Origin of the sequence: Enterococcus sp. DIV1537a (assembly GCF_051712085.1) — a bacterium.
In the GTDB taxonomy this organism is placed as follows: Bacteria; Bacillota; Bacilli; order Lactobacillales; family Enterococcaceae; genus Enterococcus; species Enterococcus faecalis.
In genome coordinates this window covers 1,107,551-1,132,309 of sequence record NZ_JBIOOE010000001.1, presented here as the reverse complement: position 1 = coordinate 1,132,309, position 24,759 = coordinate 1,107,551, and the positions used below count along the sequence as shown (strand labels likewise).

Sequence of the window (24,759 nt, the reverse complement as noted above, 5' to 3'; positions counted from 1 at the left end):
TCCTACACAAATCGGTTAGGATAGCGAATCGTCAAGCGGAAGTCGCTATCTTTGGCTTGAATATACAGCGGTTCATTGGGATATAGATAAAAATCGTTCATTGGTCGAATCATCGGTGCACCATTTTTTGTCAGATAAAAATTTTCAGTATCAATGATAATTTCCGAACGATCAAAGTCTCCTAAGTTAATTGTATCGTTCCGTGTTTTAATCCAAACACCACGTCCGGTTCCTGTTAAAATAATGGTCGGTTTGACTTTTAATCCTTCGACCGTAGGATAAATTTCAATTGGCCGAACTTCTTTGCCTAAATCCCCCATCGTGTAAGCCCGATTTTGAAAGGTAATCATGGTTGATCCCCAATAAGCCCCGCCTTCAATTAAAATTGGAAAATCAACTGCACCTGAGCCTGTATTCCCCATTAAGTAATTCGCTTGAAATGTAATGGTTGGCGAACCCCACATCACACTAGTCGCATCACTCCGTGTGTATTTATACGGATCAGAAAGCAATAAAGTAAAGGTGCCTGTTACTTGGTTAACACCTTCGGGTACATCACTCACTGAAGACTTACTGCCAAACCACAGCATTTCCGGTTCATCGTTAAACCAAATAGAAACGTCTTTTTCCGTAAACAAAGCAACGTTTAAATGATTAAATGCATCTCGAAACGCTTCATTATTCACAGCTGAAAGGCGATATTTGACTGTTAATTCTCGTTCTGGGATTCGCGCATAAACGTGACGTTTACCATCACGAATCCCTAATTGATAGCTTTCAATTTCGCTTGGAACTAATTCTCGTCCTGAAACTGATAATGTTTGATAGCCAGGGATGACTTTTTCTAAAAATTGGCCGTTAAAATTCAACGCTTCTGAAGGAAGAGGCGTTGAATGAGTTGCTTGATTGGTATCAACAAATTTATACATGTTATCCTCTCCTTCCTAAGCGGTTATTTTGTTTCACTTGTTGTCGTTGTAACTCCGTTGCTAAATAAGGCGCAGTAGTTGCTGCGACAACTTTTCCATCTAACGTTGACTCTACTGTCACAAATAATGGTCGATTGTATGCATCATTTTCTAAACGATGGTCAATCGTTGCTGTGAAGTTTCCTCGACCAGCTAAGTTCAAGGCAAAATCATTTAACAGCGGTAAGTCTAAAATAGAAGCCATTGCTCTACTAACGGCTGTTTCGCCTGCATAAATCCCCGTGGCAATCGTGCCGCCGAAATTCAATTTATGCAAATCAGATAAGGGACCTTCTTTTGCTGGTGAAAATGGTAAAAAGTTACGAATTTTACTGACGACCCCATCGATTGCTTCTTTGGCTTTTCCAATTGCACCTGTAATTCCATCAGCAATCATGCCGACAATATTCGCACCGGCATCGGTGAATTTTGAAAACCAACCTTGGATTGCTTGCCAAGCACCTTCAATTACAGAACCAATGGCATTTTTTACCTGATCGGCTGCATTGGTAACCCCATTTTTGATATTTTCAACTAACTGTCCGCCCGAAGCTAACAGTTGACCAAAATAAGAACCAATCTTCGTGATCATTTGTGAGATTAATGTTCCTGCTGCGGACAGCAAGGCACCCAATAGACTGAGTACACCATTAATTAAGGCTTGAATCAGTTGAATCCCAGCACTTAACAACTGTGGCAACGCATTGATTAACGCACCCATTAAAGCGGTAATGAGCGTAATTGCTGCAGTAACCAGTTGCGGTAAAATTGAAATAATCCCTTGGATCAAAGCCATTAGCAATTTGACGCCTGCGCTGATGATTTGTGGCAAGGCACCAATTAAGGCATTTACCAATGTCAAAATTAAGGTAATAGCTGCCGCAACTAAGGTTGGTAAAATCGAAATAATTCCTTGAATTAACGCCATTAACAATTTGACACCTGCGCTGATAATCTGTGGTAAGGCACCTATCAACGCTGTCACTAACGCTAGAATAATCGTCAGCGCTGATTGAATTAACTGAGGTAAAATCGTCATAATCCCAGTGATTAATGCCATCAAAATTTGTAAACCAGCAGTCAAAATCAACGGTAACATAGTAACAAATGCATTGAATAAGGCCGTGATAATTGAAACACCTGCTGTAACTAGCATTGGTAACGCTGTGACAAAAGCTGTCACTAATGTAGTGATGATATTAATCGCTGCAGTTGTAATTGTTGGCAAGGCGGTGACAATCGCATTAACTAAAGTCATTAATAAGCTCAAACCAACTTCTATCAACATTGGTAAGACTGTTGTAACCCCCTGAATCAACGTAGTAATAATTTGTGTTGCCGCTTCAATTAAGACTGGCAAATTGGCAACAATCGCACCAACAATTACCGTAATTAAACTAGATAACGCGGTTACGATGCTTGGAATAGCTTCTGTTATTTTCCCGAGAATACTGGTTAAGACGGTTGTAAAAAGTTGTATAACTTTCGGTAGATTAGCTGCCAGCATTGTTGTAACCGATGTAATCGTGTTACCTAAATTATCAAAGACTTGGGTAATACCACCCGCACTCAAATCACCGGTTTTCATCCAGGCCGTCACGAATGAAACAATCAAGGAAATAATTAGACCAAACGGCCCAGAAATTCCTAATGCAGCCAGTGCAACTTTTGTCAGAACTTTTACCAAAAGACCAACCGCTAAACCAGCTTTGTCAAAGGTGCCACCAAATTGCCCTAATAAGTTACTACCTAATTGCAAACCGCTGGCAAAAACGCCTGTTAGCACACGACCAATTGTTGAAAAAATAGTCGCCATTTTCTCTAAGCCTACTGCAAAAAATTGTTTAAAAACTGCCATTACTTGCTGAAAGGCCGGCTGGATCTGTTGTAGCAATCCTACCAATTTGCCAAACGCCGCTGAAACAGCTCCTTGAATGGCACTAGCTAAGCTATTGATACTATTTCTAAATGTTTCATTGGTTTTATAGAAATAAATAAACGCTGCTACAGCTGCTAAAACGGCTGCTACAATTAAAATTAATGGTCCTCCACTTAAGGCACTAAAACTAGCACTTAGTTTTGATAAGCCACCACCTAACTTCCCAATGTTTCCTTGTACAAGAGCCAAACCAGCACTAAACTGTTGAAATTTTTGCTGAGCCATCGTTACCATAATCAACATGGGCCCAATGGCGGCTAAAATGCCCATAATGGCAACAATAAAAACTTGGACGGGTTTTGGTAATTTGATAAACAAATTCACCAAAGCTGTAATGCCTTTAACGACTGTGATAACCACTTGAACCAAAATTTCCATTCCTGGAGCCATCACGCTTTGAATCACTTGTGCCGCCGCTTCAAATGATTGATTCATCTGAGTCAATGCCCCTTGCAACTCGCCTTGCAATGAATCAGAAATCCCTCCTGCACTAGCCATAATCAGTCCTTGCATTCCTTGAAATTCGCCACTGACCCCAGCACCGACGCCCATAGCTGTTTTTAAAACATTCAGCATAGGTAAGGAAACGGCACTAGTCATGGCCGTCCCAAAGCTCAGCATATTATTTTGTGCATTAGTAAAGCCATCAGAGGTTTCTTTCCCCGCTTTTTTAGCTGCTTCACCGGCTTGTTCAGCAGAATCTGTTAACGCTGTGTTCATTTGATCTGCTGCCTTTGCTGTTTCGTCTCCTGTTTTTTTCACTGTTTCTCCAGATTGTTGCATGACGGTTTTAAATGTGTTCATGACCGTGGCTGACTGATTGACACCCGCACTAATTTTCCCTAAATATCCACTTAATAAGGCATACTCACCGCTCATACTTTTTAATGCTTGTTGGACGCCTGCAAGGCTTTTCTTTGCCTCCGATAACGGCGTTTTTTCTTTGTCATTCTCCATCTACTCTCCTCCCTTCTCGATAGCGGCGTAGACGCTCTGCCACAGTGGCAAGTTGCGTTTTTTTCCGCTCATTTAATTTTGTTCGTTGTGGCTGGTTAGCTGCCAGAACTTCAGCAACTCGTTTTTCATAATCATAAAAACTTTTAAAGCTTTCAAAAACGGGTTTTCCTTTTTTATTTGTCGCTTGCGCTTTAACATTTAAGTAGGCAAGCTCGTGCCTTTTCCGCTCTTCATCTACTTCTGCTAAATTAAAAGCAATCATTCGTAATTCAAATTCAGACATGGTCATCCGGTCCACTTCTTCAAATGAACGACAGCCTAAGTAGCGAAAAGCAGAAAGAGCGATGTCGTGATACACGTCATCGCTCGTTTTAATTAGTTGGTCGCTTGCGTTTCTGCTTTCTTCGCTTCTTTGCTGAACTGATCGATCATTGGTTTTGTAAGAGGTTGCTTTCCCATTTCTTTAAGCAAATCATCTGAAAGTTTTTTGACATCTTGGGTCATTAACCATGCTTCAATTTCCGACTTACCTATTTTTAATTGCCCACTTTGTAAAGCTTCCATGATGTCAACTAAGATTACTGGATTGTATTGGCGTAAATAAATCATTGCTGAACTGATGCCCATGCCGAATTTGGCAGCGCCATTTTCAATTTGGTAACGTTTATCTAATTCGCGAATCGCGCCAATCGTAAATTTCACTTCAATTGTTTTTCCGTTAATCTCTAAATTCATTTTTTATCCTCCTAAAATTCAACACTTTTTGATTATTCGCCAGGTTGTGGTGCTTTCTCTGGAACGGTATCTTGGAACGCATATTGTGCTTCCGCAATAATATCTGCTTCTACTGTTGCAAAGCCATCTTGTGGCTTGCCATTAATAGAGGCTTCTGTTTCGATTTCTACTAATTCTTCTACATTGGCTGGTAAACTCCATGAATTTACATAACCTTGGGCATAAATTGCTGGATATTTACCTTCCGCATTTTTTTCACCTTTTAAATCAACGTCCCAAAATTCCATTAAGATGCCATCTTCAACTGCGTCTTTCATGTATAAATTTTCATCATCTCGAGAGGCTAAACCGCTTAACGATAACGTAACTTCTAAACCAGAAACAGCATTCGCAACGCCATCTTTTGTTTGCGTACCACTCGATTCACGTGAGAATTCCCATTCATGTTCAATTTGAAATAAGGGTTTCATTGCTTTCTTTGTCGCTGCTTCATCCAAGCGACGAACTAATAAAATACGGTCTTTTCCTTGCATAACTTCTCCCATTGATAATTCCTCCTAGTAAAATTGCATGTGTAATGGTAGTACAGCATGCCAAATTGTTTTTTTCATTTGTTTGGTATCTTTTACCATTTGTGCTTTGACTTCTTGATGTTTGATACCCCAATTAAAATGAGCCGTTCGTTTTAAATTACTGGTTGCCTGCCGTAAAATCGTTCCTTTAATTGTAGAAATTTGTTGTCGTTCAGATAACGCACCATAAACATGCATTATTAATTCAATTTCTCCCAAAATAGCTGATTTAGTTGGCTTAGGTAATTCTTTACTATCACCTAAGTAAACAAATGGCTGATCTGGTAAATCTGTCGGCAGTTCCTCTAGCAATAAAAATCCTGACGTCTGGCAGATTGCAACAAGGGCTTCATATAACTCTTGTTCCGCTTCATTCATTTTTAGCGCCACCTTTCCATTCAAAAAATTCAGGATTGGTTAACAAATTGGCTCTCTTCTAGTCAAAATGAAGGATCTTGAAAGTAGCCGGCATTTTCTGCTCCTTCATAGCTGACACAAGAAAGCAGTCAAAATTATAGAATTCCGTGTCTTCATTTTTTTGGTTGCCTCACGTTTATCTATCTCTTTCGACACTATTAATTTACCATGTTGACACCTGAAAAAATTCCACGCTTTTTCCATGTCTACATCCCTAGTTCATCCGCCACCGCTTCAAAGAAATGATTTCTTAATTTATAGGCTTGGCTTTTACTAATAAATAATTGCTGGGCAAGTCCAATTAATGTTAAAGAGGGCCGTTTTTTCATATATAGTTCTTCAATAATCACGCGCGTTTGTTCATCCGCTTCAGCTAAACAATTTTTGATAATGTCTCGATTTCTCTCTAAGTTCCACAGACGACGATCCATAGCTATCGTAATCGCCATTCGTTCGGTCACTACAGAGTGAAGTCCTTGTCCTCTAATACCAGCATTTAAATCTGCTTCTTGATAAGGGTGCCGTAATTCTTCTTCCCGTTGACGGATATACTCATCTGTTTTATAAAAGTCTGCTAAAATATCTTTGATATAATTAAATGTTGACGTACGCATTGGTTAATCTCCTTTACTTTTATTCATTTAAAAGTGTTAATCGATAAATAAAATAACACTCTTTCGACATGTCTAAGCCGTGACGAATCGCTTCATCTGAATAACCGAGCCAAATTAAATAGAGATACTCGCTTTTTGTAAACGATGCGGCCTTGATGGATTGGATGGGTCTTGATTGATCCATCGACCAATTACCGATTGCTTGTCCTAATTCTTGAATTTCCTGCATAATAAGTTTATTTTTTTGACTTGCCCAATCGGGATATTGATTCATTAATTGTAAGAGTCGTTTTCTTTTTTGTGCTTTTTCGCTTTGTTGCTTTGAAATATCTTTAAATACAACGCTTTTCATTTCAAATAAATCTTTTTTACGTTTTGTTAAATTACTCATGTTTACGGCCTTCTCTTTCACCAATTAGATAACCTAACATCAGTGTCATTGTCCAAAAGATAAACCCAATAATAATTGTTAACATATTTATTTCACACTCCTCATTCGTTTGTCTGTTGTGTCTTTATATTGGAAAACATAGCCACTGGCGTGCTTCATTAGACGAGAAATAATGCGTGTTCCATAGGCCTCCACCAGTTGTTTCCCAGAAAAATTAGTAGTAAAAATAGTTGCTTTATTCTGTCTAGCTTCTAAAATTCGATTTAAGATGTCATTATTAAAATCCGTACTAACTTTATTTTTAATTCCTAATTCAGCACCTAAATCATCTAAGACCAAAACGTCTGCTTTTTTCATTCTAGTAATATAAGCTTGAGCCTTTGCTTGGCTTTTGGCCGATTCATTCATGGACATTTTTAGTTTTTCTAATAACTCAGAGTAGCTGACAAATAAACAATACTTTTGATATGCAGAGCGTTCTAAGACTTCAACTAAAATACTGATAGCCAAATGACTTTTACCGACACCAGGTTTCCCTGAAAAAATAACGTGAATTGGCTTTCCTTCAACAATCGCTGAAACTGCTGCTAAGGCCCGTTCTTTTGCTTGTCTTGTTTCTAATTCAGTGGTTTGGTAATTGGTTAAGCGACATTGCCGTAGCGCATCATCAGCAATTAAGGACCCTTGATGAAAAAATTTTTGTGTACGCGCTATAAAACTCTCTTGAGAACGTTGTTGAGTGGCTTCTTGTTCATGTTTTTTTAGCATTTTATACCCACACGACCAACAAGTTGGGGCACAACGTTCTGTGCCATCTTTATTTTTTTGTTGCCAAACATATTGTTCACTGCCACATTCAGGACAACGGTCTTCAACTTTTTCTAACAATTGACTCAATAGTATTTGAAAAGTTTGATCTGTCGCATGCATACTGATTTCCTCCTTTCTTTAAAAACCTAACTCTTGATATTCTTCTGTCATTTGCGGCGCATGCTCCGACACTTGTTTTTTATCATTTACCAGAACTTCATGTACGGATAAATAATTTTGTTGCTCCCAACTTTTCAAAATAGCATTTACATAGCCGTAATTCCGTTTATTTCGATCGACGGCAATTCCTAAAGCATGCAAGATTAATTGGCATGCTTCCTCTTGGCTAGACCCTTTTTGTATAAAATCTTGCAACCAATACTTAAAATCTTGGCTTGTTTTTGAGGCCAGTGTACCAAAGCCGTTTTCCTCATAAAAATGATAAATCATCTTCAAACAATCGTTTTCTGAACTACTACCTTGACTCTGACCTAACTTAGACTGGACTATGCTTTCCTGCGGTAACCGTTGGTAGTCAGCTGGTTGACCACTGACAGACGATTCTGCTTTAAACGTATAAGCTTTGCTATTTTTTTCAACAATCTGATTTTTCTCTTCTTGATACAAGGTTGGTTTGTAACGATCACTGCGAATATAATTATGAATTTTCCAATGTTTGATAACGATCACACCACTTTCAAATACTAGAATAAATTTTTTAACCATTAGCAATTTTAGATCGTCTTCCCCACAACCAACCATTCGCTGCAATTTTTTGGGATTATTGATAAATCCATCATCATCGGCACGCATCGCTAAATGAAAATACAGAGCCTGACTTGATAAGGGCATATCTAAAAACGCATCACTATCAATAATCGTTTTTGCAAACATGCGTCGTTCTGCCAATCCGCTTCTCTCCTTTTGACTAAATTATTGTTACTCTGTTAGTAATTCCATGAGGCCAATCATACCAATCACGATGGCCCCAATTTTTATTGAGACACTGCTTATTAATAAAATAATTGCTAAAAGTAACATATCCGACAACGTTTTTTTATAGTTCTGACTCATTTCTTCACCCTTTCTAGAAAAATACGGTTTTCCGAACAAAGTGTTCAAAAAATAGTTCAGTTAACCGAACATTTGAATGGCTCTATCTTAGCACCAAATATTTTCACTGTCAACTCATAAGTTCGGTTTTATGAACCGCTAATTTTAATTGCGATTGTTACTTGCCTTCTCCAAACAGATATAGTATACTTTGAGGCAATAGGAGGTTCGGAAATATGAACATTTTTGCTGTCCGTTTAAAAGAGGCTTTAACAGCCAAGAACATCAAACCTAGTGAATTAGCGAAAAAAACTGGCATCGGTAAATCTTCGATCAGCGATTGGCTAGCTGGTCGTTACGAAGCAAAACAAGACAAAGTTTATCGCATTGCAGATGCATTAGACATTAATGAGGCCTGGTTGATGGGACAAGAAGTTCCCATGGAAAAAAATGCCTCAACTATCGACCGCATTTATAAAAAATTAGAACCCCAACGACAAGCCATCGTTTATCAATTTGCCGAACAACAATTACACGAACAACAAACGCAAGCAGAAATTCTCTCATTCCCTCGCCGTGACGAAATGACACTGGCTGCCCACGCTGGGGATCCAGAAAAGATATTTTCAAAAGAAGAGATCGAGAAAATTCACGATTACTTGGATGAAATTGATGCCAAATATCAACAATCGATTTCTTCTGACAAAAAAGAGGATTAACTTCCCATCTACTCTTTTTATTAAGTAATGGCAGGTGAATGGTAAAGTGAATGATTATGAAAAACTCGTCAGTTCCATTCAAAAGGATGTGACGGTTTTAGAAATTGATTTATACAATCAAACAGGTTGTTATGGGTTGTATCGAAATGGCAAAATTTATATTGAAAAAACATTGAGTACCCGTCAAAAGAAGAATATTTTAGCCGAGGAATACGGGCATTATCAAACATCCGTTGGCACTATTTTAAATCAAAATTGTACAGAAAATCGGAAGCAAGAGTTGAAAGCCCGCAATGTGGCCTTAGAGCAATTAGTTACATTAGACGATTTAATTCGTTGCTCTGAAGCTGGCTTAAGCAACCATTATTCTTGTGCTGAATTTTTGGAAATCGATGTTGAAACATTAAAAAATGTGATTACGTACTATCGACAAAAGTATGGCGCCACTTATCTTTATAAAGGACGGATTTTTGAATTTAGGGATTATTCTGTGATGGTATTAAATACTGGGTTAACTTAAAAAGCATGGAACAAAATCAATAAGGATTTTGTTCCATGCTTAAAAGTATTCTGGAAAATTCAAGAGCGGTTTTTGTACCAATGGTTAATATGTCCGACGCCAAGCATAAGATTTGGGACAAGTATGAGGACGAATATAAATGACGGCCAAAATCCGATGAACTGAATAATATGTTCCCGCATACTATGTAGTACAAAGAAGAAAAGAAAAAAGTACAGGGAACTCTTGCCTGAACCCATTTCTTTTAAATAACGATCTCCATTTTTATAGAAAACAACAATTCTTTTCATCTTTGCACCTCCATGACTATTTTATCAAGAAATCATGAAAAGAAAAAGCACACCATTCGTCTGGTGTGCTTTTTCTTTTTAATTATTCACCTTGATTCAACTTACGAATCAACTCATCAATGTGATTTCCGTATTGGACAGATTCGTCTCTTTCAAAAATCAACTCTGGTGTTTTATACAAGGTTAACCGTTGTCCTAATTCTTTACGAATCAGTCCTTTGGCTTTGTCTAAGCCTTGTTGAGCTTTTTGTTGTTCGGAAGCTAAATCAGATAACAAGCTGTAATAAATCGTTGCTTGTTGTAAATCACCGGTCACACGAACATCTGTAATAGTGATGCCTTGGACGCGTGGATCTCTGATGCGTTTGTTCAAGATATCATTCACTTCACGCATGATTTCTTGACCTACACGACGGTCACGATAATTTGCCATAGTGTCTTCCTCCAATTACTAAAATTATTGTTTGATTTCTTCCATAATGAAGCCTTCAATCGCATCATCTACACGTAAATCATTGAAGTTTTCAATCATAGCACCACATTCAAAACCAAGTTTAACTTCTTTCACGTCATCTTTAAAGCGTTTCAAGCTTGCTAATTTACCTTCATAAATAACAATACCATCACGAATGACACGCACGCCACTATCGCGGCGAATAAAGCCTTCTGTAACATAACAGCCAGCGATTGTGCCAACTTTAGATACTTTGTACAATTCACGAACCGTCATTTGACCCGTAATTTTTTCTTCAAATTCTGGATCTAATAACCCTTTCATCGCTGTTTCGATTTCTTCTAGAGCTTTATAGATAATACGGTGTAAACGAATATCAACTTCTTCTTGTTCTGCTTGTTGTTTTGCTTGTGGTGTTGGGCGAACGTTAAAGCCGATAATAATCGCATTACTTGCTGCGGCTAAAGTTACGTCGCTTTCATTGATGGCCCCAACTGCCGCGTGAACAATTTTCACACGAACGCCTTCTACATCAATTTTTTGTAAACTTGCTGAAACGGCTTCGGCAGATCCTTGTACGTCTGCTTTGACAATGATATTAACTTCTTTTAATTCGCCTTCTTTTAGACTTTCAAATAAGTTATCCAATGTCACACGGCTACTTGCTGAACGTTGTTCAAGTAACGCACGTTTAGCTCGTTCTTCCCCTGCTTGACGTGCTGTTTTTTCATCTTCAAAGACTACAAAACGATCACCCGCTTGAGGAACATCATTTAATCCGGTAATTTCCACAGGAGTTGCTGGTCCTGCTTCTTTATCACGGCGGCCCATGTCATTGGTCATCACACGAACACGTCCGTAAGTATTACCAACAACGATTGGATCACCAACATGTAAAGTTCCTTGTTGAACGAGTAATGTCGCAACCGGACCTTTACCTTTATCTAAGCGCGCTTCAATCACTGTTCCAATTGCTTTTTGCGTTGGATCAGCTTTTAAGTCTTCTACTTCAGCAATCAGTAAAATATTTTCCAACAACTCATCAATGTTTTGATTGAATTTCGCTGAAATATTGACAAAAATCGTATCTCCGCCCCATTCTTCAGGAATTAATTCATGTTCACTTAATTCTTGTTTCACATGATCAGGATTTGCACCAGGCTTATCAATTTTGTTAACTGCTACAATAATTGGCACTTTTGCCGCTTTCGCATGGTTAATCGCCTCGATTGTTTGTGGCATTACTCCATCGTCCGCTGCAACAACTAAGATGGTAATATCAGTGATGCTGGCACCACGCGCGCGCATACTTGTAAAGGCCGCATGTCCTGGTGTATCTAAGAACGTAATTGGTTTGCCATCAATATCTAACTGATAGGCACCAATATGCTGCGTGATACCGCCCGCTTCACCTGAAGTCACACGAGAATGGCGCAATGTATCTAATAATGTTGTTTTCCCGTGGTCTACGTGTCCCATGATTGTGACAACAGGGGGACGTGTAGTTAAGTTTTCTTCAACAACTGCTTCTGGTTCGAAGAATTTATCAATGTCCGCAATATCAACTTGAACTTTTTCTTGCGGTTCCATGCCATAGTCCACAGCTAATAATTCAATTGTATCTTTATCTAGGGCTTGGTTTTGGTTAACCATGACACCCATCATAAATAATTTTTTGATGATTTCCGCTGGTTCGCGGTGGATTTTTTTCGCAATATCCGCCACGTTCATACCTTCTGTATATTCTAAAACATCTGGTAATTCACGGAATTTACGTGCTGGTACTGCTGGCTTCGCTGATTCTTGTTGATGTTTGCCTTTTTTTCCTTTTTTATTGAAACGATTGCGGTTTTGGTTATTAAAGTTATTCCGGTTATTACGATTTTGACCGCCACCAAAATTGTTGTTGCGGTTTTGGCCGCCACGGTTTTGGTTGTTCCCGCCATTGTTATTTTGGCTGGTCCGATTTTGATTCGTTGTAGAACCGTTATTGTTTTGGGTATTGCGGTTTTGATTGTTTGTATTTGTTTGATTGCTACGGTTTTGTGTGTTGCTTTGGCCGTGACGATTTTGGTTGTTGTTGTTTCTTTGTTGTCCATTCGTTGATTGGTTGTTTGGACGATTTTGGTTATTTCTTTGTTCACCAGGTTTATTGTTCATTGGTTTCTTATTGACTGGTTTCTTATTGACTGGTTTATTTTGTGTTGTTTGTTGCTTTTGGTTGTTTGTTGCTTTTGATTGAGTATTTACGGTACTTCCTCCTCCGAATGCTTGACGAAGCTTTGTTTCTTGCTCGGAACTAATTGCGCCCATATGGTTTTTAACATCCATACCTAATTGATGCGCTTTATCGACAACGTCTTTGCTTGCTTTATTCATTTCTTTTGCTAGTTCATAAATTCTTTTTTTTCCCATGCAATCACCTTCCTAACCTTTTAGTAATTCCTTGATTTTGGTGGCAAATCCTGCATCAGTTACTCCGATAACCATTCGTGGTCGCCCAATCGCTTGGCTGAGCTCGAATTGACTGAACAGTTCGCTAACAGGAACATTATAATAAGAACTTTTGTCCTTGATTTTCTTTCTAGTATTCTCACTGGCATCTTGCGCAACAAACACAAATTTCGCTTTGTTTGCACGAATATCTTTAAGGGTTAATTCCTCGCCTGTGACTAATTTACCGGCGCGCATTGCTAAACCTAAAAGGTTCAAAATTTTGGTTTTATTTTCCATCGCCAAACAACTCTTTGCGGGCTTTTTGATGTGTTACATAATCCAATAGTTCTTGATAAAATTCATCACTTAATTTTGTTTCTAAGACACGATCAAGAATTTTTTTATCCCAAGCTTTTTGGACTTCCGCAGGATCCAAATCAACGTAAGCGCCACGTCCAGGTAATTTACCAGTTGGATCTAAGGCCACTTCACCTTCTTTGGAGCGAGTAATTCTGACTAATTCTTTTTTCGGTTTCATTTCGCCTGAAACAACCGATTTACGCATTGGAATTTTTCTCTTTTTCATTTTTTCACCCTCCAAAAACGTTATTCTTGTTCAGGTAATTCTTCTGTAATTTCTGCTTCAACAACTGCTTCTTCAGCAGCCAAGTTTTCGTAATCATCTGCCGTCATATCTGAATGGATAATTGCTTCATCCATTTCTTCTGCCACTTCGGCAACTTCTTGATTGGCTTGTTGTTCATAAAATTCAGCCATATCAGATTCTGATTTGATATCAATTTTATGGCCCGTTAATTTAGCAGCTAAGCGCGCATTTTGACCACGTTTACCAATTGCTAATGACAATTGATAATCAGGTACAACAACTGTACATGCTTTGCTATTTTCTGGATCAAAAATAACATCTAATACTTGAGCTGGATTCAAGGCATTACTAATATAAATAGCTGGATCTTCGTTCCATTCCACAATATCCATATTTTCGCCTTTTAATTCATTCACAATCGCTTGGACACGTTGGCCTTTTGGACCAACACAGGTACCCACTGGGTCAATATTAGGATCTGTTGAACGAACGGCTACTTTTGAACGATCGCCAGCTTCACGAGCGACACTTACGATTTCAACAATTCCATCATAAACTTCTGGAATTTCTTGTTCAAAAAGACGTTTTAATAAATCTGGGTGACTACGGCTTACAAAAACTTGTGGGCCTTTTGATGTGTTTTCAACACGTGATACGTAAACTTTAATCCGATCATGCGGTTGGTAAAATTCATTTGGCATTTGATCTTGTTTTGATAAGACTGCTTCGATTTTACCCAAGTTTACATAAATATAACGACGATCTTGACGTTCAACAATTCCTTGCATGATGTCATTTTCGTATTCGCTAAATTCATTATAAATAATTGTTCTTTCTGCTTCACGGACACGTTGTAAAATTACTTGCTTTGCTGTTTGGGCAGCAATTCGGCCAAAGTCTTTTGGTGTAACTTCAAAACGAATTTTGTCGCCGATTTCATATGCACCATTTAATGCAACGGCATCTTTTAATGAAACTTCCAATTGTGAATCAAATACTTCTTCTGTTACTTCTTTGACAGCATACACGTGAATATTGCCTTTTTTTGGTTCAAATTCAACTTCGACGTTGCTTGCTTGTCCATAATGTCTTTTATATGCAGAAACTAAAGCTGCTTGTAACGCTTCAATCACCGTATCTTTAGGAATCCCTTTTTCAGCTTCTAATACGTCTAATGCATTTAACATTTCTTTGCTCATTGTTTTTCTTTTCCTCCTATGGATTCGTTAAAGCTGAACGAGTGGTTCTTCTTCCAAGGGAAAAACTTCTCGTTAAAACTTGTCACAGGCCTAGCTAAAAGTAAAACTTTTAGTGGACCCTTTTTTACCTTCGAGTCTGTTGATTAAAATTGAATGGCTAAACGAGCTTTTGCGATATTTTTACGTTCAAAAGTCATTTCCTTCACTCTGGTTTTAATTTTTACACTTAATGTTAATTGTTCTGAATCAAGATGGACTAAGGTACCCTCAATCTGTTTTTCTCCATCAACTGCTTGATAAAGAGAAATATGAATGTACTTACCTACCGCTTGTTCATAATCGCTTTCTTTCTTTAACGGACGTTCTGCTCCCGGAGAAGAAACTTCCAGAAAGTACGCTTGCGGAATTGGATCTGGATCCATTGCATCTAGTTTTTCACTTAATTTTTCGCTGACAAAGGCACATTCCTCAATATCAATGCCACCTTCTTTATCGATAAATACTCGTAAAAACCAATTTTTTCCTTCCTTAACAAACTCTACTTCCACAAGTTCAAAATTTTGTTCTTCTAAGATTGGTGTGACTAACTTTGTTACAGTTTCCACAGCACTACTCAAAATTTTCGCCTCCTTCGAGATTGATGTAACGAACCGTGTCCTGATGACTTTTCCATCAAAAAGAGTGAGCAGAAATCCGCTCACTCCCAACTAGTATCATTACGCTAAAGATAGTATAGCACAGAACCACTCCAAACTCAAATGAACAAGCTAAATCTCTCGAAATTTGCACATTTTGTCTCGATTACTGAAACTATCTAAGCGATTATTTTTTCGTTTTAAAATAGATAAATACTCCTTGAATCAAAAGAAGGCTACCTAAGAAAAGAAACGCGTTTTCTTTTGTTTCTCCTGTTTTTGGCAATTCCTTATTATGAACCGCCTGTTTTTCAATGGTTATTGAAGTAGTTTCTGTGGTTGAATTCGTGGTAGTATCTGTTGTCCCACTCGTTGGTGGTGTGGTACTTTCTATAGGTTCTTCTGGCGTATAGTGATTAGTAAATACTTGACCTCCATCATACTGAGTAGTCGCCACAAGATTTCCTAAAAGTGCCTCGACGGTTACTTGAACTTGAAGATTATGCGTATCGTAGGAAACACCTGCCTGTCGCGTGTTTACTTCCCGAATGGTGTATTGATAGTTTCCAGGAGTTTCAAAGGTTAATGGTGAAAATTGAATTTTCCCTAAAGTATCGTTACTAACCGTTTCTAGTACTGTACCTTTCTCATCTAACAATTCAAATTGAAATTCAGCATCCTTCAGTGGTTTTCCTAAAAGAACTTTTCCAGCTAAAAATGAAGCAGCGACTGGTTGATATGAAATCTTATGATTCACAACAGTTTTCAGTGCAACTAAGTTTTTATCAAAGTCTTCAGGTGTTATTGAAATCTTGTTTTGCGAAAGCTGGTAACCGGTAGGTGCTTTGGTTTCTACTAAAGTATAGTTATCTTTTAACAAGCCTTTAACAATCGCTGTTCCGTTTTGATCTGTTGTGATTTTGGCCACTGTTTGATTGGTTGAGTTACGAATGAGTTCAAACTCTGCACCTGCTAAACGCTGGCCTGCTTCATCTTCTTTATGAATTTCAACAACATATTGTTCACCATTGGCTTCTCCACCACCCGTTTGTGAGACACGACTCACTTCGACTTCTTCCACCACCGTTTGATTTTCTGTTAATTTTGCATAATTTGTGAAGGTTTCACCTTTTTCGGGAAGATGATCGATTTTGGTTTTATAGGTGATACGATATTCGTTAGTCCCAATATTGCCAAAATGCACCGAAAAATTGCGGTCACCAGGACCATACTGGACAGCCAACTGACCAGTTATATCTTCCTCTGGCGTGAACTGCCAAATAGCATTTCCATCCAGTGTCCATTGTCCTCGTTCAATTTTCATAGTGTCTTTGATATAACTTAAACTTGCTGTTTTTAGCACATCTTCCACTTCTAAATCAGTATACGTTTGCCCTGTTGGATTAATCCGTAGTACATTGTAAATTTCGGTTGGATCGTCTTCGATAAACCACGAATACTTGCTAAATTTTTCGTTAACATCATCGCCTTCACCTTGGTAATCAAGATCGCCAGCAAATATTTTTTCCCCTTCAACCGTGACGTAAATAGGAATCTTGGATTCATTTTCGACATTTTCGAAATCAATCAAACTTGTAAAATATAAAGACCCACTAATATTGGCATGGTTTTCTACGTAATCTGTATACGTTAACGTGACCGTTTTATTTGCTACATCGGTCTGTGCGATTGCAACCACAGCACCTGTATCATCTACTACATTAAAGGTCATATTTTTCTCGAGACGTAGCTCTTCGGGCAAAGTAATCACACTCGTATCCCCACTATTAACGGTATTATCCGGTAAGTTGAACTCAATTCGGAGGTAGATGTCTGTATATTGATTAATAGTCCCAAGTGGGTTTCCCTCTTTGTCCGTTAGTTGAATCGCTGTCACAATGTTGCCCACTTGTTTACGCGGTACTACGTTTGGCGTAGCAGAAATTTGATTGGTTTCACTGGTACTAGTTGGTTCCGTTTGTGCATATCCTGTTTCAAGTTTCAGAAAAGGCGTTATCAGCATCGACAAAAGAATGAAAAACATTCCCCAATAGACAAAACTTCTTTTTTTCATTTTTATTCAATCCTTCCTACCTAAAATAATTGGTTAGGTTTATACTATCAAGGATTAACTAGGTACAAGTGTTTTTATTTTTCCCAACGATAAAAAACAAAAAACACCAAACCAAAATAATTTTGGCTCGGTGTTTTGCTCCTAATGTCTTTTCTTATAAAACCATAATTGAACTTTTTCAGAAATGGTTGATAAATGTTGGAAAGTTGAGTCTGCTGCAAAGAAAAGAATGGCTAAAAGTAACAAGGCTGTTGGCGATACCGAAGTTAACGAGAACAAGTTTTTCATGGAAATACTTGTAATAACCATTCCGATTAAACAGCCAATCATTACGCGCTTGCGGTAACGATTCATTGGTGAACTAATTTTATAAAGAACCATAAAGCCGACTGAAACTAGCAACAATGTTGCAGTCGTTGAAATGTCCGTTTTTTGAAGTGCAAGAATATCACCACAAATTAGTAAAGCACCGACTACTAACATATCCGTTAACCCACCAGGAATTGCTTTTGATAACACATTGAAAAGAAATTTCCCTTCAATGCGACGATGATTTGGTTCCAAAGCTAGAAATGTCGAAGGAATCCCAATTGTAAATAAACTAATCAATGTGACTTGTGTCGGTTGTAAAGGATATGTCACGGCAAAAATCATAGCAAAGACAGACATCAGCAAGGAGAAAATATTTTTTACAAGGAATAAACTTGAAGAGCGTTCAATGTTATTAACTACTTGGCGGCCTTCAAAGACAACCTCCGGCATCGTTGAAAAATCAGAATCCAACAACACAACTTGCGAGGCTTGTGCTGTAGCTTGATTTCCTGAAGCCATAGCAATACTACAATCTGCTTCTTTCATGGCTAAAATATCATTGACTCCATCCCCTGTCATCGCCACTGTATGATCTAATTTTTTCAACAATAATACAAATTGTTTCTTTTGTTCTGGCGTGACACGACCAAAAACGGTGTATTTTTCTAAAGCTTCTGTCTGGGCTTCCATTGTAGTTAATGTTCGCGCGTCCACATAATTTTCAGCACCAATAATGCCTGCCGCTTGTGCTACATTGGATACTGTTAAAGGATTATCGCCAGAAATGACCTTAATAGCCACATTTTGTTCAGCGAAATATTCAAAAGTTGCTTTAGCTTCTTTACGAATCGGATTCCAAAGAAGAATGTAGCCAAGAGGTTGAACCTCTGCTGTCAACGTTTCCTGAAATTCTCCTAAATACTTTCCGAACACCAATAAGCGATAGCCTTGACTTGTATAATGTTCCACTTCAGATTGATACATTTCATAATTGTCTCTCAAAATCATCTCTGGCGCCCCAAGAATATACGTCGCTTCCGGGAAAGTCACGCTACTAAATTTTTCGACAGACGAAAACGAGGTATAGCTAACGGCTTCCCTCTGATTATTAGTAACAAAAAATTCTTTCATCGCTTTCATCGTATCGTTGTCAGCTGACATTGTTCGACAAAAATCGCCAATTAATTTTTCGACATTGGTTAAGTCTGTACCATCATTTTCGATACTCACCACAGGAACCAACTCTTGGACTTCCATCGTGTTTTCAGTAATTGTTCCTGTTTTATCTACACATAACACATCGACACGTGCTAAGGATTCGATACTTTTCATGTTGTGCAATAAAACGCCGCGCTTCGCTAAGCGCATTGTGCTGGCAGCTAATGCAACGGTTGTTAAAAGGTACAACCCTTCTGGAATCATCCCAATCAAGGCAGCTTCCATGGAGACAATGCTGTCATGAAGCCCTTGATGGTTGATGAAATAACTTTGGAAAAATAGAACACAGCCGATTGGAATAATAATAATCCCTACCCATTTCACCAAACGGTTAATGGAACCGACCATCTCTGATTGTTCCCCTTTTTTAATTGATTTCGCTTCAAGCGTCAATTGATGAACATAGGCCTCAGCGCCAATTTTATCAATTCTTGCATAACAAGAACCTGACACAATAAAGCTACCTGACAAAAGTTGGCTATCTGCTACTTTGGTAATCTCATCAGATTCCCCAGTTAACAAGGATTCATTCACACGGACTTCACCAGATAAGACAATTGCATCCCCAGAAATCTGTTCACCCGATTTAAAGAGCACCACATCATCCAAAACCAGCTCATCTGGCGAAATTTCTTGTTCTTGGCCATCTCTCACAACGGTTACTTTTGTAGCGTTTAGAATATTTAAGCTATCTAATACTTTCTTCGACTTAATTTCTTGGTAAATTCCAATGACCGTATTAATGATTACTACTGGCAAAAAGGTCATATTTTTATAAGATTGTACCAGCATTAATAACACGCCTAGTACCACAAAAATTAAGTTGAAATACGTAAATATGTTATTAATAACAATCTGTTTCGTTGTGATAAACTCTGTATCGACGGCGGCATTGACTAAGCCTTTTCGCTTTCTTTCTTCAACTTGTGCGGCCGTCAAGCCTTGTTTATCTTCTGGATAATAGCGTTCCGCGTTAGCAGTCACTGCTATTGGTTCATTTTCTTGCATTTCTTTTTTTCTTCTCAAACACATCACCCCTTGTTCTAGTCGACTCTTTCATCGTCTCCTTCTCTCCCACAGTATAGCACTGAATAAAAATTTAGATAACAACTAGCGCCCAACTATAGAAAAAAATTATACATTTCCTAAACATTGTCATTTTCAGGAACAAGCTAACGCAAAACCTTTTCATTTACTTGTTTTTCCTTTACTATAGTAAAGAAGAAATATCAAGAAATGAGGAACAATTGATGGCACAGAATCACGTAATTAAAGTTAGTAAAAAAACATTAGCAGAGATGACCACTGTTTATCAACCCAATCGTTTAAATAAAACGGTCCCTTATACTGTCTTTGTGGCCAAGGTTGGCACCACTACCATCACTGCTTATCAATCAGGTAAAGTCATGTTTCAGGGACCTCAAGCTGAAAAAGAGGCCGCTCGTTGGGAAGGAACGAGTACCACACCACAGAAAAAAGTGTCCCCCCAGACTACAACGCTGCCTGCTGATTTTGGCAACTGGTCTGTGATAGGTTCCGATGAAGTCGGTAATGGTAGCTATTTTGGTCCAGTAACTGTCTGTGCTGCCTATGTTGACAAAAGCATGATTAGCAAACTAAAAGCATTAGGTGTTCGTGATTCCAAAGAATTAACCGACCCACAAATTATTCAATTGTCACATGTCATTAAAGAACTGATTCCTTACAAGTTATTAATCGTTGAACCCAAAAAATACAATGAGATCCAACCAAACTACAATGCTGTACACATGAAAGTCGCTTTGCATAACCAAGCGATTTATCTGTTGCTGCAAGAATTGGCTCCCACAAAGCCAGAAGGGATTTTGATTGACCAGTTCACCCCTGAAAATAACTATCGGAAATATGTTCGTAATGAAAAAAATCAAGTCACTGAAAAATTGTTCTTCGTCACTAAAGGAGAGCAGTATCATGTTGCTGTTGCTGCCGCCTCTATTATTAGCCGCGCTGCTTTTTTAGAAGAGTTAGACAAAGAATCTGCAGAATTGGGTTTCTCTGTGCCCTCTGGTGCTGGCAGCAAATCAGACCAAGTAGCCGCACGTATTTTGAAAAAAGGCGGCCTAGACTTATTAGCCAATTACGCGAAGCTGCATTTCGCAAACACCCAAAAAGCCCAAAAGTTACTATAAAATAAACACCAAGCAAAAGTCCCAATGCCGATTAGCGGCGCTGGGACTTTTGCTTGGTGTAAAAAATTATTTTTCAATTTCGATAAATAGGACTTTTAAGTAATTACCTTCTGGAAAATTAGGATTCACTTGAAAGTCTGCCGGTAATTGATACGTGTCCGTAATCTTGTAACGGACATTTTTCTCTTGCAAGGCAGTAATCACCATTTTTTGATATTTGGCTAAGGATAAATTTGCCGCATTGGTTGAGGCAATAAGCGTTCCCTTATCCGTTAAAATATCAATAGAATCTTTCACTAGCTCCCCATAATTTTTAGCAACGGAAAAAACTTTCTTTTTGTTGCGAGCAAAACTTGGCGGATCCAAAATGATCATGTCATAACTCAAGCCTTTACGTGAAGCATATTTAAAGTAGTCAAAAACATCCATAACAATAATCTTTTGCGGGGCAAGATTTAAATGATTGACTTCAAATTGCTCAGTCGTTTTCGGTAAGCTTCGTTTAGCTAAATCCACACTAGTGGTGGCCACGGCACCTCCCATAGCGGCAGCTACTGAAAAAGCACCTGTATAACTAAACATATTTAAGACTGTTTTCCCTACTGCAAAACCATCTACTAATCGACCACGAACTTCTTTTTGATCTAAAAAGATGCCTGTCATTAATCCTTCGTTTAAATAGGTAGCAAATTGAACGCCATTTTCAGTGACAAGTAATGGCTCGGGTGCTTGTTCGCCATACAAAAACTGTGATTCGGGTAAATCTTTTGTGGAAAAGCGAATCTTTTCGTAGGCACCAATAATATCAGGATAAACTGTGCGAAACGCCGTCAAAAGTTCGGCTTTTTTCTGATAAAGGGTTTCATTATACCATGAAAAAACGGCGTAATCTGCATAGCGATCGATGATTAGACCCCCAATGCCATCTCCTTCTCCATTAAATAATCGATAAGCGGTTGTCAGCGAATCCTTTTCAAAAGGCGTCCGCTTCTCACGACTTATTTCAAAGAGTTGTTGAAAAAAAGATTGATTAATTGGTCCATGCCATGACAGCAACCAACCAATTCCTTTATTTTGTTCGCCTAAATATCCTTCGGCTAAACGCTGGCCTTTACTATCAATCAAAGTAAGCCAATCTGTTGGCAACGGCGCCGGCACTTGTTGCAAATCTTCTTTCTGAATTAAAGGATATCCTTTTTTAAATTTATGTTCTGCTTTTTTAGTTACTTGAAGTTTCATTCTGTACACCTACTTTTCAAAGTCCTATCTAGTATAGCAAAAAAAGGCCCATCTGTCTTTAAAGGATTCAAGCTTCACGTCATTTAACGAACTAAAAAGTTTAAGGAAATAGTAAGTTTTCTTTAACATCACCATTCCTCACTTCGGTAAGAATTGACATAAAATTTGTGAAAGAGTAAAATTAAAGCGATATTGTAAAATACGAAATTTACCTAATTTTACTTTTATAGAATCATCGTTTAGAAAGGACGTTTATTTTGAAAAAATTATTTAAAACAAATATTTTGAACACGCGACTGGGGTTATTCTCGCTAATCGCCATCTTACTGTGGCTAAAAAACCTCTTTGCGTACGCCGTTGATTTCCATTTACGTTTGGAAAATATTAACGAGTATTTCATACTCTTAATTAATCCAATTGCTACAACGGTCTTTTTATTAGCCATCGCTTTGTATGTTCGCCGTAAAAAAGCTTCTTATATTACAATGATGATTATTTACTTCTTGATGAGTTTACTGCTCTTCTCAAATGTCGTGTATTATCGAGAATTTACTGACTTCATCACAGTTAATACGATGCTTGGTGCTGGCAAAGTAGCTAGCGGTCTTGGCGAAAGTGCCTTACGTCTCTTTAGACCTTATGACGTCATTTATTTCTTAGACTTCATTATTATTGGCGTATTATTATTAACGAAAAAAATTAAAACAGATGCGCGTCCAGTCCGCGCACGTGTAGCAGTCTCTGTCACACTCCTTTCTGTTGTCTTTTTCTTATTCAATCTATTTATGGCTGAAACAGAACGTCCCCAATTATTAGGACGTCAATTCTCTCGTGACTATATCGTGAAATTCTTAGGCTTAAATGCCTTTACCGTGTACGATGGCATTACAACTTACCAAACAAACCAAGTCCGTGCAGAAGCTAGTGCTAACGATATGAAACAAGTTGAAGATTACGTGAAACAACAATATGCGGCACCCGATGATAGTAAGTTTGGTATTGCAAAAGGCAAAAATGTAATTTATATCCATTTAGAAAGTTTCCAACAATTTTTAGTTAATTACAAATTAAAAGATGAAAATGGCGTAGAACACGAAGTCACACCATTTATCAATAGTCTTTACAATAGTAAAAGTACCTTTAGCTTTGATAACTTCTTCCACCAAGTTGGTCAAGGAAAAACAAGTGATGCCGAAACGTTACTTGAAAATTCACTATTTGGTTTAGACCAAGGTTCACTCTTTACACAAGTTGGTGGGAAAAATACGTTTGAAGCAGCACCCGATATTTTAAAACAAACGCAAGGTTACACTAGCGCTGCTTTCCACGGAAATGCCGGTAACTTCTGGAATCGAAATGAAACCTATAAACGTTTAGGCTATGACTATTTCTTTGATGCTAGTTATTATGATGTTAATTCAGATAACTCATTCCAATATGGGTTACACGATAAACCATTCTTTAATCAATCCGTTCAATATTTAGAACATTTACAACAACCGTTCTATTCTAAATTTATTGCTGTATCCAATCATTATCCTTATTCTCAATTTACAAACGATGAAGCAGGATTCCCAATTGCAAAAACCTCTGACGAAACAATTAATGGTTACTTTGCAACAGCGAATTATTTAGATAAAGCGGTAGAAGAATTCTTTAACTACTTGAAATCTTCAGGTCTCTATGAAAACTCAGTCATTGTTCTTTATGGCGATCACTATGGGGTTTCTAATTCAAGAAACCAAAACTTAGCAGAATTAGTAGGTAAAACCAAAGCAGATTGGAACGATTTTGACAACGCCAATATGCAACGTGTTCCTTATATGATTCACGTTCCTGGTCAAGAAAATGGCGGTGTGAACCATACGTATGGCGGCCAAGTTGATGCCTTACCAACCCTTCTACACTTGCTTGGTGTCGATACGAAAAACTACATTCAGTTAGGCCAAGATTTATTCTCTAAACAACACAATCAAATCGTTGCTTTCCGCAACGGCAATGTTGTAACACCTAAATATACTATTTTAGGTTCTAGCATTTACGATACTAAAACAGGCACTTTAATTACAGAGCCAACCGAAGAAGTTAAGAAAGAAGTCGCTGATTTAAAAGCCAAAGCGACGAAACAATTAGAAACGTCTGACCAAATTACTAACGGTGACTTGCTTCGTTTCTATACCAATAGCGGCTTAAAACCAGTTAACCCAGAAGACTATGATTACAAGAACCAATTGCAACAACTGGAAGCAATTGAAAAAGAAAAAGGTGAAAAATCAACGAGTGTTTACAGTAAAAACAATAATAAATCAACCGTTGATGAATATCACACTGACAGTTATCAAGGCTATCAAAAAACTGGTAAATAAATCTTCAAAAAGCTTGAGCAATTTGCTCAAGCTTTTTTGCTACTTTTTCATAATTAATTCATATTA

At 38.0% G+C, this 24,759-nt stretch carries 24 protein-coding genes; 4 read left to right on the top strand and 20 right to left on the bottom strand.

What is annotated here, in order from left to right:
* Window positions 1–2: 2 nt before the first annotated feature.
* From IGJ41_RS05735 to IGJ41_RS05685, 11 genes are all read right to left on the bottom strand, one after another.
* Window positions 3–929 (bottom strand): distal tail protein Dit, encoded by a 927-nt coding sequence (locus IGJ41_RS05735; protein ID WP_002365553.1) that lies wholly within the window; start codon window positions 927–929, stop codon window positions 3–5.
* 1 nt (window position 930) lies between these two features.
* Entirely contained in the window at window positions 931–3,864 is a 2,934-nt protein-coding gene (locus IGJ41_RS05730) for a phage tail protein (RefSeq protein WP_252671841.1), read from the bottom strand.
* On the bottom strand, window positions 3,854–4,222 hold the full coding sequence (locus tag IGJ41_RS05725; RefSeq protein WP_002361692.1) for a hypothetical protein: 369 nt from the start codon (window positions 4,220–4,222) through the stop codon (window positions 3,854–3,856). Before IGJ41_RS05725 ends, IGJ41_RS05730 begins: the two co-directional genes overlap by 11 nt.
* Window positions 4,223–4,239: 17 nt before the next feature.
* Complete coding sequence (locus IGJ41_RS05720) at window positions 4,240–4,599, bottom strand: tail assembly chaperone (protein WP_104855710.1); 360 nt, start codon at window positions 4,597–4,599, stop codon at window positions 4,240–4,242.
* Between the two features lie 32 nt (window positions 4,600–4,631).
* Complete coding sequence (locus IGJ41_RS05715) at window positions 4,632–5,144, bottom strand: phage major tail protein, TP901-1 family (RefSeq protein ID WP_002369526.1); 513 nt, start codon at window positions 5,142–5,144, stop codon at window positions 4,632–4,634.
* A gap of 12 nt (window positions 5,145–5,156) precedes the next feature.
* The gene (locus IGJ41_RS05710) at window positions 5,157–5,573 is read right to left on the bottom strand and encodes a hypothetical protein (protein WP_002382237.1); all 417 of its coding nucleotides are present in this window, start codon (window positions 5,571–5,573) and stop codon (window positions 5,157–5,159) included.
* Window positions 5,574–5,794: 221 nt separating this feature from the next.
* Window positions 5,795–6,202, bottom strand: coding sequence for a RinA family phage transcriptional activator (locus IGJ41_RS05705; protein WP_002360491.1), 408 nt, complete (start codon window positions 6,200–6,202; stop codon window positions 5,795–5,797).
* A 19-nt stretch (window positions 6,203–6,221) separates the two neighbouring features.
* Window positions 6,222–6,614, bottom strand: coding sequence for a hypothetical protein (locus tag IGJ41_RS05700; protein ID WP_002360492.1), 393 nt, complete (start codon window positions 6,612–6,614; stop codon window positions 6,222–6,224).
* A 66-nt stretch (window positions 6,615–6,680) separates the two neighbouring features.
* Complete coding sequence (locus IGJ41_RS05695) at window positions 6,681–7,523, bottom strand: ATP-binding protein (RefSeq protein ID WP_104874305.1); 843 nt, start codon at window positions 7,521–7,523, stop codon at window positions 6,681–6,683.
* Window positions 7,524–7,541: 18 nt separating this feature from the next.
* Entirely contained in the window at window positions 7,542–8,297 is a 756-nt protein-coding gene (locus IGJ41_RS05690) for a DnaD domain protein (RefSeq protein WP_162783035.1), read from the bottom strand.
* A gap of 45 nt (window positions 8,298–8,342) precedes the next feature.
* Window positions 8,343–8,525: a hypothetical protein gene (locus IGJ41_RS05685; protein WP_104855707.1), complete on the bottom strand. Its 183-nt coding sequence runs from the start codon at window positions 8,523–8,525 to the stop codon at window positions 8,343–8,345.
* Between the two features lie 167 nt (window positions 8,526–8,692).
* On the opposite strand from IGJ41_RS05685, the gene IGJ41_RS05680 reads away from it, so the two are divergent.
* Window positions 8,693–9,175, top strand: a complete 483-nt coding sequence (locus tag IGJ41_RS05680; RefSeq protein WP_002361687.1) for a helix-turn-helix domain-containing protein — start codon at window positions 8,693–8,695, stop codon at window positions 9,173–9,175.
* Between the two features lie 34 nt (window positions 9,176–9,209).
* The gene (locus IGJ41_RS05675) at window positions 9,210–9,695 is read left to right on the top strand and encodes a toxin (protein ID WP_002382232.1); all 486 of its coding nucleotides are present in this window, start codon (window positions 9,210–9,212) and stop codon (window positions 9,693–9,695) included.
* Window positions 9,696–10,067: 372 nt separating this feature from the next.
* Here IGJ41_RS05675 and rbfA read toward each other — a convergent pair whose 3' ends face one another.
* The 8 genes from rbfA to IGJ41_RS05635 all read right to left on the bottom strand — a co-directional run bounded on the left by rbfA (window position 10,068) and on the right by IGJ41_RS05635 (window position 19,952).
* Window positions 10,068–10,418 carry a 30S ribosome-binding factor RbfA gene (gene rbfA, locus IGJ41_RS05670; protein ID WP_002360497.1) on the bottom strand — a complete coding sequence of 117 codons (351 nt, stop codon included), beginning with the start codon at window positions 10,416–10,418 and terminating at the stop codon, window positions 10,068–10,070.
* A gap of 24 nt (window positions 10,419–10,442) precedes the next feature.
* Window positions 10,443–12,854: a translation initiation factor IF-2 gene (infB, locus tag IGJ41_RS05665; RefSeq protein ID WP_153854146.1), complete on the bottom strand. Its 2,412-nt coding sequence runs from the start codon at window positions 12,852–12,854 to the stop codon at window positions 10,443–10,445.
* A 12-nt stretch (window positions 12,855–12,866) separates the two neighbouring features.
* Entirely contained in the window at window positions 12,867–13,172 is a 306-nt protein-coding gene (locus IGJ41_RS05660; RefSeq protein ID WP_002357860.1) for a YlxQ-related RNA-binding protein, read from the bottom strand.
* Window positions 13,162–13,461, bottom strand: a complete 300-nt coding sequence (rnpM, locus tag IGJ41_RS05655) for an RNase P modulator RnpM (RefSeq protein WP_002363794.1) — start codon at window positions 13,459–13,461, stop codon at window positions 13,162–13,164. Before rnpM ends, IGJ41_RS05660 begins: the two co-directional genes overlap by 11 nt.
* 20 nt (window positions 13,462–13,481) lie before the next feature.
* The gene (gene nusA, locus IGJ41_RS05650; protein WP_002357862.1) at window positions 13,482–14,681 is read right to left on the bottom strand and encodes a transcription termination factor NusA; all 1,200 of its coding nucleotides are present in this window, start codon (window positions 14,679–14,681) and stop codon (window positions 13,482–13,484) included.
* A gap of 143 nt (window positions 14,682–14,824) precedes the next feature.
* Window positions 14,825–15,298: a ribosome maturation factor RimP gene (gene rimP, locus IGJ41_RS05645; RefSeq protein WP_002357863.1), complete on the bottom strand. Its 474-nt coding sequence runs from the start codon at window positions 15,296–15,298 to the stop codon at window positions 14,825–14,827.
* A 205-nt stretch (window positions 15,299–15,503) separates the two neighbouring features.
* Window positions 15,504–17,390 carry an Ig-like domain-containing protein gene (locus tag IGJ41_RS05640; RefSeq protein ID WP_104874304.1) on the bottom strand — a complete coding sequence of 629 codons (1,887 nt, stop codon included), beginning with the start codon at window positions 17,388–17,390 and terminating at the stop codon, window positions 15,504–15,506.
* A gap of 141 nt (window positions 17,391–17,531) precedes the next feature.
* A complete protein-coding gene (locus tag IGJ41_RS05635; RefSeq protein WP_153854145.1) occupies window positions 17,532–19,952 on the bottom strand; it encodes a cation-translocating P-type ATPase in 2,421 nt (806 codons plus the stop codon).
* A gap of 218 nt (window positions 19,953–20,170) precedes the next feature.
* On the opposite strand from IGJ41_RS05635, the gene rnhC reads away from it, so the two are divergent.
* A complete protein-coding gene (gene rnhC / locus IGJ41_RS05630; protein WP_002390139.1) occupies window positions 20,171–21,088 on the top strand; it encodes a ribonuclease HIII in 918 nt (305 codons plus the stop codon).
* Window positions 21,089–21,154: 66 nt separating this feature from the next.
* Here the strand turns inward: rnhC and IGJ41_RS05625 are convergent, their stop codons facing one another.
* Entirely contained in the window at window positions 21,155–22,327 is a 1,173-nt protein-coding gene (locus tag IGJ41_RS05625; RefSeq protein WP_153854144.1) for a class I SAM-dependent rRNA methyltransferase, read from the bottom strand.
* Between the two features lie 257 nt (window positions 22,328–22,584).
* Here IGJ41_RS05625 and IGJ41_RS05620 point away from each other — a divergent pair, with 257 nt between their 5' ends.
* Window positions 22,585–24,693 carry an LTA synthase family protein gene (locus IGJ41_RS05620; protein ID WP_002357869.1) on the top strand — a complete coding sequence of 703 codons (2,109 nt, stop codon included), beginning with the start codon at window positions 22,585–22,587 and terminating at the stop codon, window positions 24,691–24,693.
* The last annotated feature ends 66 nt before the right edge of the window (window positions 24,694–24,759 follow it).

Excerpts from the sequence above, each read along its gene's own strand:
- IGJ41_RS05735 (WP_002365553.1), bottom strand. The coding sequence starts at position 929 with ATGTATAAATTTGTTGATACCAATCAAGCAACTCATTCAACGCCTCTT.
- IGJ41_RS05730 (WP_252671841.1), bottom strand. The coding sequence starts at position 3,864 with ATGGAGAATGACAAAGAAAAAACGCCGTTATCGGAGGCAAAGAAAAGC.
- IGJ41_RS05720 (WP_104855710.1), bottom strand. The coding sequence starts at position 4,599 with ATGAATTTAGAGATTAACGGAAAAACAATTGAAGTGAAATTTACGATT.
- IGJ41_RS05715 (WP_002369526.1), bottom strand. The coding sequence starts at position 5,144 with ATGGGAGAAGTTATGCAAGGAAAAGACCGTATTTTATTAGTTCGTCGC.
- IGJ41_RS05705 (WP_002360491.1), bottom strand. The coding sequence starts at position 6,202 with ATGCGTACGTCAACATTTAATTATATCAAAGATATTTTAGCAGACTTT.
- IGJ41_RS05695 (WP_104874305.1), bottom strand. The coding sequence starts at position 7,523 with ATGCATGCGACAGATCAAACTTTTCAAATACTATTGAGTCAATTGTTA.
- IGJ41_RS05690 (WP_162783035.1), bottom strand. The coding sequence starts at position 8,297 with ATGTTTGCAAAAACGATTATTGATAGTGATGCGTTTTTAGATATGCCC.
- IGJ41_RS05680 (WP_002361687.1), top strand. The coding sequence starts at position 8,693 with ATGAACATTTTTGCTGTCCGTTTAAAAGAGGCTTTAACAGCCAAGAAC.
- rbfA (WP_002360497.1), bottom strand. The coding sequence starts at position 10,418 with ATGGCAAATTATCGTGACCGTCGTGTAGGTCAAGAAATCATGCGTGAA.
- infB (WP_153854146.1), bottom strand. The coding sequence starts at position 12,854 with ATGGGAAAAAAAAGAATTTATGAACTAGCAAAAGAAATGAATAAAGCA.
- IGJ41_RS05660 (WP_002357860.1), bottom strand. The coding sequence starts at position 13,172 with ATGGAAAATAAAACCAAAATTTTGAACCTTTTAGGTTTAGCAATGCGC.
- rnpM (WP_002363794.1), bottom strand. The coding sequence starts at position 13,461 with ATGAAAAAGAGAAAAATTCCAATGCGTAAATCGGTTGTTTCAGGCGAA.
- nusA (WP_002357862.1), bottom strand. The coding sequence starts at position 14,681 with ATGAGCAAAGAAATGTTAAATGCATTAGACGTATTAGAAGCTGAAAAA.
- IGJ41_RS05640 (WP_104874304.1), bottom strand. The coding sequence starts at position 17,390 with ATGAAAAAAAGAAGTTTTGTCTATTGGGGAATGTTTTTCATTCTTTTG.
- IGJ41_RS05635 (WP_153854145.1), bottom strand. The coding sequence starts at position 19,952 with ATGTGTTTGAGAAGAAAAAAAGAAATGCAAGAAAATGAACCAATAGCA.
- rnhC (WP_002390139.1), top strand. The coding sequence starts at position 20,171 with ATGGCACAGAATCACGTAATTAAAGTTAGTAAAAAAACATTAGCAGAG.
- IGJ41_RS05625 (WP_153854144.1), bottom strand. The coding sequence starts at position 22,327 with ATGAAACTTCAAGTAACTAAAAAAGCAGAACATAAATTTAAAAAAGGA.